This is a genomic window from Rhodospirillales bacterium (genome assembly GCA_016710335.1).
Lineage (GTDB): Bacteria > Pseudomonadota > Alphaproteobacteria > Rhodospirillales > Defluviicoccaceae > JADJXQ01.
Genome location: JADJXQ010000016.1, coordinates 1 through 8,087, shown reverse-complemented (window position 1 = coordinate 8,087; position 8,087 = coordinate 1). Strand labels below are relative to the sequence as shown.

Sequence of the window (8,087 nt, the reverse complement as noted above, 5' to 3'; positions counted from 1 at the left end):
CAGCGACGCATGCTGATGGTGGATGCCGAGTTCACCGTCGCCGAGGGCCCGCACGTTCGGCGCAAGTTCTGGCAGATGTTCACCGTCTCCGGCGGCAAGGTCGACGAGCACGGCGTCTCGATAGGCTGGAAGATCTCGAAGGGGAGCTTCCGCGCGATGATCGACAGCGCGCTCGGGCTCGATCCGCATGACATGAGCGAGGCGGCGAAGTCGAAGCGGATCCTGCGCGGCCTGGCCGACCTCAGCGGCATCACCTTCGTCGCCAAGATCAAGGTCGAGCCCAGCGACGACCCGCGCTACGGCGACAGCAACAAGCTCGACCGCGTGGTTCTGCCGAGCGAGCCGGAATGGCGGAAGGTGATGGACGGCGAGGTCCTGGCGCCGAGCCCCAGCACCCGCGCGCGACCCAAGGCTGCATCGCCCGCAGCTCCGGCCTGGGGGCAGCCCGCCGCATCGCCGCCCGCGAGCGCTGCCCCGGCCTGGAGCCGGCCGGCACAGCCGGGCACGGCTCCGGCAACGGCCGCGACAGCCGCGCCTGCAGCGACGCCGGCCCCGAGTGGCCCGGCCTGGCTCAACACCTGACCGTCATGACGGCCGATGAGTGGCAGGCGCACGTCACGCGCGAGGCAGCGAAGGCGATGGGACAATGGCTCGAAGGACGCGGAAGACTTCACCAGCCCATCGCCGCTCTCACGCTTCCCGAACTGGAAGCCATGGCGGCGAACGCGATCGCGCGGTTCATCGTCCTGGCCTCACACCGGATCAAGGATCAGCCGGACGACGCAGAGGACCTGACCCGGCTCTTGCTCGGGTAGCCGTCTGCGCCGTCTGCGGACGTCAGGCGCGGGGCTTCGGCTACGTCCACCAGCTGCGCTGGGACCGCTTTCCTTACCACCGCTTCTGCTCGATGCGCTGCCTCGATGTCGGCGCGGCGCTCGCCAACAGGAACAACGGGATGATCGACAAGACCGACATGGAGACCCGGGCGATCAAGGAAGCGCGCCGCTTTCTCGCCGAGACGCTCACCGAGCTCGACCTGATGGCGCCGTTCTACGACCGGAAGCCCGAAGAGATCGACCGCATCATCGAGGCCTGCGTCGACGGGTTTCAGGAATCGATGCAGCGCCAGGCAGCCGCCCGCGACCCGCTCGACGACCCGATTCCCTTTTGAGGTGGCGCATGGGAATCGATCTCAACCACGGCTCCGGCTTTATCTATCGCCGCGTCGGCCACGCGATCAGCGTGTCCGATCGGGTCAATGCCCTGATCGATGCGGCGCTGGTCGCACGCAATCGGCGGCAGACGCCGCGTGACTATCTCGGCGGCAGCCGGATCGGCGAGCCCTGCGCGCGCAAGCTCGTCTACGAGGTGACCCACACGCCCAAGGATGAGGGACGGGATTTCGACGGCGCGATCCTGCGCATCTTCGACGCCGGCCACCAGTTCGAGACGCTCTCCATCTGCTGGCTGCGCGGCGCGGGCTTCGACCTTCGCACCGAGCGCGCGACGGCGGACAATTCGGGTTCGAGGCGGCGGGCGGCAAGCTGCGCGGCCACATCGACGGCGTGATCGTCGCCGGCCCCGATGTCGGCCTGCGCTGGCCCGTGCTCTGGGAGCACAAGGCGCTCAACGCCAAATCCTGGAACGACCTGGTCAAGCGTGGCTTGCGCGCCTCCAAGCCGGTCTACTTCGCGCAGGTCCAGCTCTACATGGGCTACCTGGAGCTGGAGACCGCCCTCGTCACGGCCCTCAACAAGGACACCCAGGCGCTCCACCACGAGGTGGTCGCGTTCGATCCGCCTTGCGCGCAGGCGCTGTCCGACAAGGCCGTCGATATCCTGCGCGCTGCGGCAGCCGGCGAACTCCCACCGCGGATCGCCGCAGCCCAGGACTTCTATCTCTGCCGCATGTGCGCCTATGCGGAGCGCTGCTGGGAGGGCGAGCGATGAGCTTCATCCCGTCTCCGCAGCAGGCGGCGGCAATCGCCGCGATCGAGAACTGGTTTCGGCGCCGCACGCGCGATCAGCAGGTGTTCCGCCTGTTCGGCTACGCAGGAACGGGCAAGACCACCATCACCCGGCATGCAATCGGCGAGCTCGGTCTCGAACCGATGGATCGCACGGGCGGCTCGGGCGGCGTGCTCTATGCCGCCTTCACCGGCAAGGCGGCCCTGGTGATGACCCGGAAGGGAACGCCAGCCTCGACGATCCACAGCCTGATCTACAAGGTCTCCGAGGCGACGCCGGAGGAGATCGACAGGGTCGAGCAGGAGCTGCCGAGCTCCGCAGCGGCCTGCGGAGCATGGGACCGGCCGAGCGTTCCTTCGCCGAGACCCAGATCCGCCGCCTCGAGCTCCGGCTCGCCGACATCCATCAGCCCCGTTTCATTCTGAACGAGCAGTCGCTGGTCCGCGACGCCGACCTGATCGTGCTCGACGAGGTCTCCATGGTCGGCGCCGAAATGGCGAGCGATCTGCTCGCCTTCGGCAAGCCGATCCTGGTGCTCGGCGACCCCGGCCAGTTGCCGCCGATCAAGGGCGACGGCGCCTTCACCGACGCCGATCCCGACGTGATGCTGACCGACATCCATCGCCAGGCCGAGGCCAGCGCGATCATCCGCCTCGCGACGCTCGCGCGGCAGAGCATGCCCATTCCCTATGGTGAGCACGACGACTTCGTCTGGAAGATGCGGCGCTCCGACATCGGCCCACATCAGTTCCTCAAGGGCGGTCAGGTGATCTGCGGCCGCAACGCGACGCGGCTCTTTCTGAACACCGCGATGAAACAGGCGGCCGGCTTTCCCGACGCTTACCCGCGAGGCGCGGCGAGAAGATCATCTGCCTCAAGAACCGGCACGACCTCGGGCTGATCAACGGCCTGTTCCTCGACCTCACCGACATCCGCGACGAAAGCCCGCTCGCGTTCAGCGCGTCGGTGCGCACCGAGGACGGGACGAGCGTTCCCGGCCGCCAGTGGTTCTACAAGGGCCATTTCGACGACCACGTCGCCTACGACGCCGAGCGCCTGCGCCGCGATTGGCGTGACATGCGGGGGCTAGTCGAGAGCGTTTGGGGCTACGCCATCACCTGCCACAAGGCCCAAGGGTCGCAGTGGGAGAACGTGATCGTCTACGACGACGGTCTCGGGCGGACCGCCGAGGACCGCGCCCGCTGGCTCTACACCGCCATCACGCGCGCGGAGCAAGGGCTGGTGATCCTTGATTGACTTCAACGACATCGCACCCGCCAGAACGCCTGCGGTCCATTACGATCTCGACGCCATCGTGGCCGGCCTGCGTGACAGGACCGGCGCCTGGGTGCCGCAGCACTTTCCGAACGGCCGTCGCAACGGCGACGAATGGCGCCTCGCCAACATCAATGGCGCTGCGCCGCGAAAGAACGGCTCCTGCGTGATCACGCTCAGAGGCGAGCACGCCGGCGACTGGATCGACTTCGACGGCGGCCAGGGCGGCGGACCGCTCAGCACGCTGGAACAGGCGACCGGCCTCAAGGGCCCCGAGCTTGCTTCGCCGGGCCGATCTGGCCGGATGGTCGGCCGCGCCAGCCCGGCACGAGCCCTCGGCGGCTCCCGCGGAACAGGAAGACCCTGCCCGAGAAATCGACATCATCCTCTCGCAGGCCGTCCCGATCGCAGGCACGCCGGGCGAGGCTCTCTTCTGCCGTGCGCGGCCTCGCGGTCCCGCCACCGTCCGACCTCCTGTTCCATCCGGATCTCGCGCATTGGGATACGAGGACCGGGTTCCCGGCCATCGTCGGCCTGGTTCGCGACCGCGCCGGCAGCGTGGTTGCCCTGCACCGCATCTACCTGCGCCCGGATGGGGCGGCGAAAGCCGAGGTCGAAAAGCCGAAGAAGATGCTGGGCCGGGTCGGCGGCGGCGCCGTGCGTCTGGCGCCGATCGCCGACGATGCTGTCCCTTGGTCTCAGCGAGGGCATCGAGACGGCGCTCGCCGTGATGACGGCCTGCCCGGGCATGGCGGTATGGGCGACGCTCTCGGCCACCAACCTCGAACAGATCGTCCTGCCGCCAGAGGCCCGGCGTGTCGTTTTGCTCGCCGACCACGATGCGTCGGGCACGGGCCTTCGTGCCGCCCAGGCGGCGGCGCGGCGTCTCCTGGCCGAAGGCCGCAGCGTCGCCATCGCCCTGCCGCGAGCGGAAGGCGATGACTTCAACGACCTCCTGATGCGCGACGGCGCGGACGCGGTCCGTCAGATCATCGACGCGGCCGAGCCGTGTGCAGTGGCGGATGGCACGGATGCGCAGGATGGCGCCCGAAACCGCCCGATCGGCTTCGTCGAGCCCCAGGGGCGCTTGCCGCAACTGCGCGCCGATGAGGGCGATCTCGCCCGCGCTCATGCACGCAGCTGGAGTTTGCTGCTCGCCTCGAACAGGACGCCCTGGCTCTTTCGCAGCGGCGGCATGCCGACATGGGCCGTGCATGACGATGACGGCCTGCCCATGGCCCGGCCGGTCACGGAAGAGCGCCTGCGCCACATGCTGGCCAAGCTCGCCGATTGGCGGCGTCTGGCGCGCAACGGCGACCTTGTCCCCGCGCATCCGCCGACGCCGCTCATCAAGTCACTGCTGGCGACACCCGATCCCGGCCTGCCGGTCCTGGCGGGGATCGTCACGACGCCGGTCTTCGGCCGCAACGGCGCGCTCCTGACCGAGCCCGGCTACCACCCCGATGCCCGGCTGCTCTACCAGCCAACACCGGGCTTTGCCGTGCCGCCGGTGCCGGAGCGCCCGTCGCCGGCGGAGATCGCGACCGCGCGCAGTCTCATCATCGACGACATGCTGGGCGAGTTCCCCTTCACCGGCCACGCGGAGCGGGCGCATGCCGTTGCTCTGATGCTGCTCGGCTTTCTTCGCGCCATGATCGACGCGCCGACGCCGCTTCATCTGATTGAGAAGCCGACACCCGGCACCGGTGCGACCCTGATGGTCGACGCGATCGCGACCGTGCTCACCGGCGTCAGCGCCTCCGTGATGACCGAGGGCCGCGACGACGAAGAGTGGCGCAAGCGGCTGACCGCCAAGCTGCGCCAGATTCCCTCGATCGTGCTCATCGACAATCTGCGTCACACGCTCGACTCCTCGGCGCTTGCGGCAGCGCTCACCGCGCCCTTCTGGGAGGACCGCATTCTCGGGGCGTCTGAGATGACGCGATTGCCGATCCGCTGCGTCTGGATCGCGACCGGCAACAATCCCGAATTCTCCAACGAGATGGCGCGCCGCATCGTGCGCATCCGCCTCGACGCCCGTGTGGATCAACCCTGGCGGCGCGAGGGGTTCCGCCACCCCGATCTCATGAGCTGGGTTCGCGCCAACCGGCCCCGCCTCGTCGCGGCCTGCCTTACGCTGTGCCGGGCCTGGCTGGCCGCCGGCAGGCCACGGGGCGCGCATGATCGGCAGCTACGAGAGCTGGTCGCGCATCATGGGCGGCGTCCTCGAGGTCGCCGGGATCGAAGGGTTTCTCGCCAACCTCGACGAGATGCTCGCTGCCGCCGATGGCGAGGGCGCGATCTGGCGCAGTTTCATCGGCGCCTGGTGGGACCGCTTCGGGACGGCGGAGGTCGGCACCGGCGATCTCTACGAGGTGGCGTTGGCCTGCGAGCCGCCGCTGCCGCTGGGCGCCGGGGGCGACCGGTCACCTTGCACACGGCTCGGCAAGGCGCTCGCCCGCATGCGCGACCGGGTCTTCGATATCGACGGCCGCAAGATGCGCGTGCGCACGCTGGGGGTCTCCCATCAGGCCAAGCGCTGGCAGCTCACAATCGAAGGGGAACGTGGGGAACGTTTTCCGCAAGGTGTCGCGGCATCGGGCGGGGAACGTTGTGGCGAGGAGGGGAACGTCGAAAACCAACGTTCCCCGGCACAACCCATTGAAACAAAAGGCTCCGGGGAACGTGGGGAACATGGGGAACGTTTTTCGACACTAACGCATGTGCGCGGCTGCGCCCACGCGATGGAGGATGGGGAAAAACGTTCCCCACCTTCGTCACCTTCCCAAAGCGCTTGTTCCTCAACGGCTTGCACCGGGGAACATGCGGGGGGAACATCCCTCACCACGTTCCCCGAACGGCGTTGCGCCGGACTGGCTCAAGGAGGTGCTCTGATGGGCATGCTCCGTCAACTCGGCCGTCTCCCGGCGGCAGCGACCGGTCCGCCGCGATGGGTCTTCGATCCGAAACCCGACCCTTGCTCGCGCGCCTTGGAGACAATCCTGATCTCGACCATCGAAACCGGCCCCGCCGAAGCGGGATCACCTGCATTCCGCCGGCATCGGCTCATGCGGTCAGCGCCATTCTCAGCCTCGATCTCGGCACGACCGGCTGGGCACCGCAGCCATGACGGCCTGATCAGGAGCGGCACGGTCTCGTTCCGCCCGAGCCCTATGACGGTGGTGGCATGCGCTACCTGCGCTTCCGAGCTGGCTGGACCAGATCGCCGCCGATGCCGGCGGTCTCGCTGCGATCTATTTCGAGGAGGTTCGTCGGCATGTCGGCACCGATGCGGCCCATCTCTATGGCGGCTTCCTGGCGACGCTGAGCGCTTGGTGTGAGAGCCACGCGATCGCCTATCAGGGCGTTCCGGTCGGCACGATCAAGCGGCACGTCGCCGCCAAGGGCAACGCCGACAAGGCCGCCATGGTCGCCGCCGTTCGCGCCCGCGGCTTCTCGCCCGCGGACGATAATGAAGCCGACGCCATCGCCATCCTGCTCTGGGCCATCGAGACCGAGGGAGGTGTGCGATGAGCGGGGAGACGATGCTCAAACATGCCGCGTCGGTCGTCGCCGAGCGCCGCAAGATATACGGCGAGCCGGCCACCGCGATGGCCGTGGTCGCCAGACGCTGGTCGATCACGCTCGGCCGGCCCATCACGCCGGCGGAGGTCGTGCTCTGCCTCATCGATCTGAAGCTGGCGCGGCTCGGGCACGATCCGAAGCATCAGGATTCGATCCTCGACATCGCCGGCTATGCAGCGGTGCTGCAGGAGGTCGGACGATGAGATGGCTGCCGAAAGGATATGGCGGCGAACGCCGGTCGGCCGAAGAGGTCAAGCGGGAGGGTTGGCGCGAGCAGGGCCTCCTCGTCGTCAGCCCCACCGATCCGCGCCTCACCTGGCCCGAGCGAGAACTCGTTCGCCAGCTCGGCGAGAAGCTCTATGGCGGACGGCGCCAGCCGACGGAGCAACGGCATGGCTGATTGGACTCGCGAACAGGTCGAGGAGCGGCTGATCGAAGCAGCCGATGTCATGAAGCGCCTGCCCGAGGTTCGGGTGCAGGGGTATTTCTCGGTGTGGCCGAAGATCGTGCATGAGTTCGCCGATCTCGTCGGTCAGGAGCCGCCGCGCATGAAGCGTCCGCCGCCCTTGCCGGACGCCATCAGCCGCATGGAGGCGACGCTGCCCTGGCTCAGATGGCTGGAGCCCGACGATGCCCGGCTTGTCTGGGCGCGCGCCGAGGGCACGCCGTGGAAGCCGATCTGCTGGCGCTTCGGGATCTCCCGCGCCACGGCGTGCCGCCGCTGGGAGTACGGCCTCAGCGTCATCACCTGGAAGCTCAACGGACAGCAAGTGCCGGCGAAGCGCTCGCGCGCTTTCCTCGTCGACCGCGTTCGCTCGTCAAGTTCATTTTGATGCGTGAGACAATTTTCGCTGAGACATTTCCCGGCGAGACACAGATCGGCGATTTGGGTTAGTTCTCGGGTATGCTCGGGCGAGCCGCGTGCGGGGATGATCACCGACCGGCGAGATGCACGGTTCCTCCCTGGCCGAAATCGTATGCTGGCGGCAATGGCGCGACACTTTCCCAGTGACGGCGCCGAAATAGGCCATTTCGTTTCGCCAGCATCCTCGCGCTCGTGAATCCAAACACTTAGGCGTCTGCGTGCCTCGGCGCTGGCGAAGCCGCCGGTCGGGGGCGTTTCGTTTCGAGCGCATCGGCGAAGCGGGCCCCGTTTCGCCGGCACAGCGCGTCGGCTGGTTTCGCGACCGCCGGATCAGATCCTTCACCTTATCGCACCGGACCGACCATGGACGTCGTCAAACGCCGATCGACAAGCTC

At 68.0% G+C, this 8,087-nt stretch carries 6 protein-coding genes and 4 pseudogenes; all 10 read left to right on the top strand.

Features of this window, described 5'->3' with window-relative positions; all coding sequences use genetic code 11:
- Positions 1-582, top strand: a 582-nt coding sequence (locus IPM60_15030) for a hypothetical protein (protein ID MBK8909141.1), incomplete at its 5' end; no start/stop codon positions are given.
- A 5-nt stretch (positions 583-587) separates the two neighbouring features.
- Positions 588-815 (top strand): hypothetical protein, encoded by a 228-nt coding sequence (locus IPM60_15025; GenBank protein MBK8909140.1) that lies wholly within the window; start codon positions 588-590, stop codon positions 813-815.
- A 92-nt stretch (positions 816-907) separates the two neighbouring features.
- Positions 908-1,171, top strand: coding sequence for a hypothetical protein (locus tag IPM60_15020; protein ID MBK8909139.1), 264 nt, complete (start codon positions 908-910; stop codon positions 1,169-1,171).
- 8 nt (positions 1,172-1,179) lie between these two features.
- A pseudogene (locus IPM60_15015) lies at positions 1,180-1,949 on the top strand (hypothetical protein).
- Positions 1,946-3,224: pseudogene (locus tag IPM60_15010) on the top strand (AAA family ATPase). The pseudogenes IPM60_15015 and IPM60_15010 overlap by 4 nt, the downstream one beginning before the upstream one ends.
- Positions 3,217-5,791: pseudogene (locus IPM60_15005) on the top strand (toprim domain-containing protein). The pseudogenes IPM60_15010 and IPM60_15005 overlap by 8 nt, the downstream one beginning before the upstream one ends.
- A 491-nt stretch (positions 5,792-6,282) precedes the next feature.
- A pseudogene (locus IPM60_15000) lies at positions 6,283-6,776 on the top strand (hypothetical protein).
- Positions 6,773-7,030: a hypothetical protein gene (locus IPM60_14995; protein MBK8909138.1), complete on the top strand. Its 258-nt coding sequence runs from the start codon at positions 6,773-6,775 to the stop codon at positions 7,028-7,030. The pseudogene IPM60_15000 and the gene IPM60_14995 overlap by 4 nt, the downstream one beginning before the upstream one ends.
- Positions 7,027-7,227 carry a hypothetical protein gene (locus IPM60_14990; GenBank protein MBK8909137.1) on the top strand — a complete coding sequence of 67 codons (201 nt, stop codon included), beginning with the start codon at positions 7,027-7,029 and terminating at the stop codon, positions 7,225-7,227. The genes IPM60_14995 and IPM60_14990 overlap by 4 nt, the downstream gene beginning before the upstream one ends.
- Entirely contained in the window at positions 7,220-7,660 is a 441-nt protein-coding gene (locus IPM60_14985; protein ID MBK8909136.1) for a hypothetical protein, read from the top strand. The genes IPM60_14990 and IPM60_14985 overlap by 8 nt, the downstream gene beginning before the upstream one ends.
- The last annotated feature ends 427 nt before the right edge of the window (positions 7,661-8,087 follow it).

Coding starts and splice junctions, on each gene's coding strand:
- IPM60_15020 (MBK8909139.1), top strand. CDS start 908: ATGCGCTGCCTCGATGTCGGCGCGGCGCTCGCCAACAGGAACAACGGG.
- IPM60_15025 (MBK8909140.1), top strand. CDS start 588: ATGACGGCCGATGAGTGGCAGGCGCACGTCACGCGCGAGGCAGCGAAG.
- IPM60_14990 (MBK8909137.1), top strand. CDS start 7,027: ATGAGATGGCTGCCGAAAGGATATGGCGGCGAACGCCGGTCGGCCGAA.
- IPM60_14995 (MBK8909138.1), top strand. CDS start 6,773: ATGAGCGGGGAGACGATGCTCAAACATGCCGCGTCGGTCGTCGCCGAG.
- IPM60_14985 (MBK8909136.1), top strand. CDS start 7,220: ATGGCTGATTGGACTCGCGAACAGGTCGAGGAGCGGCTGATCGAAGCA.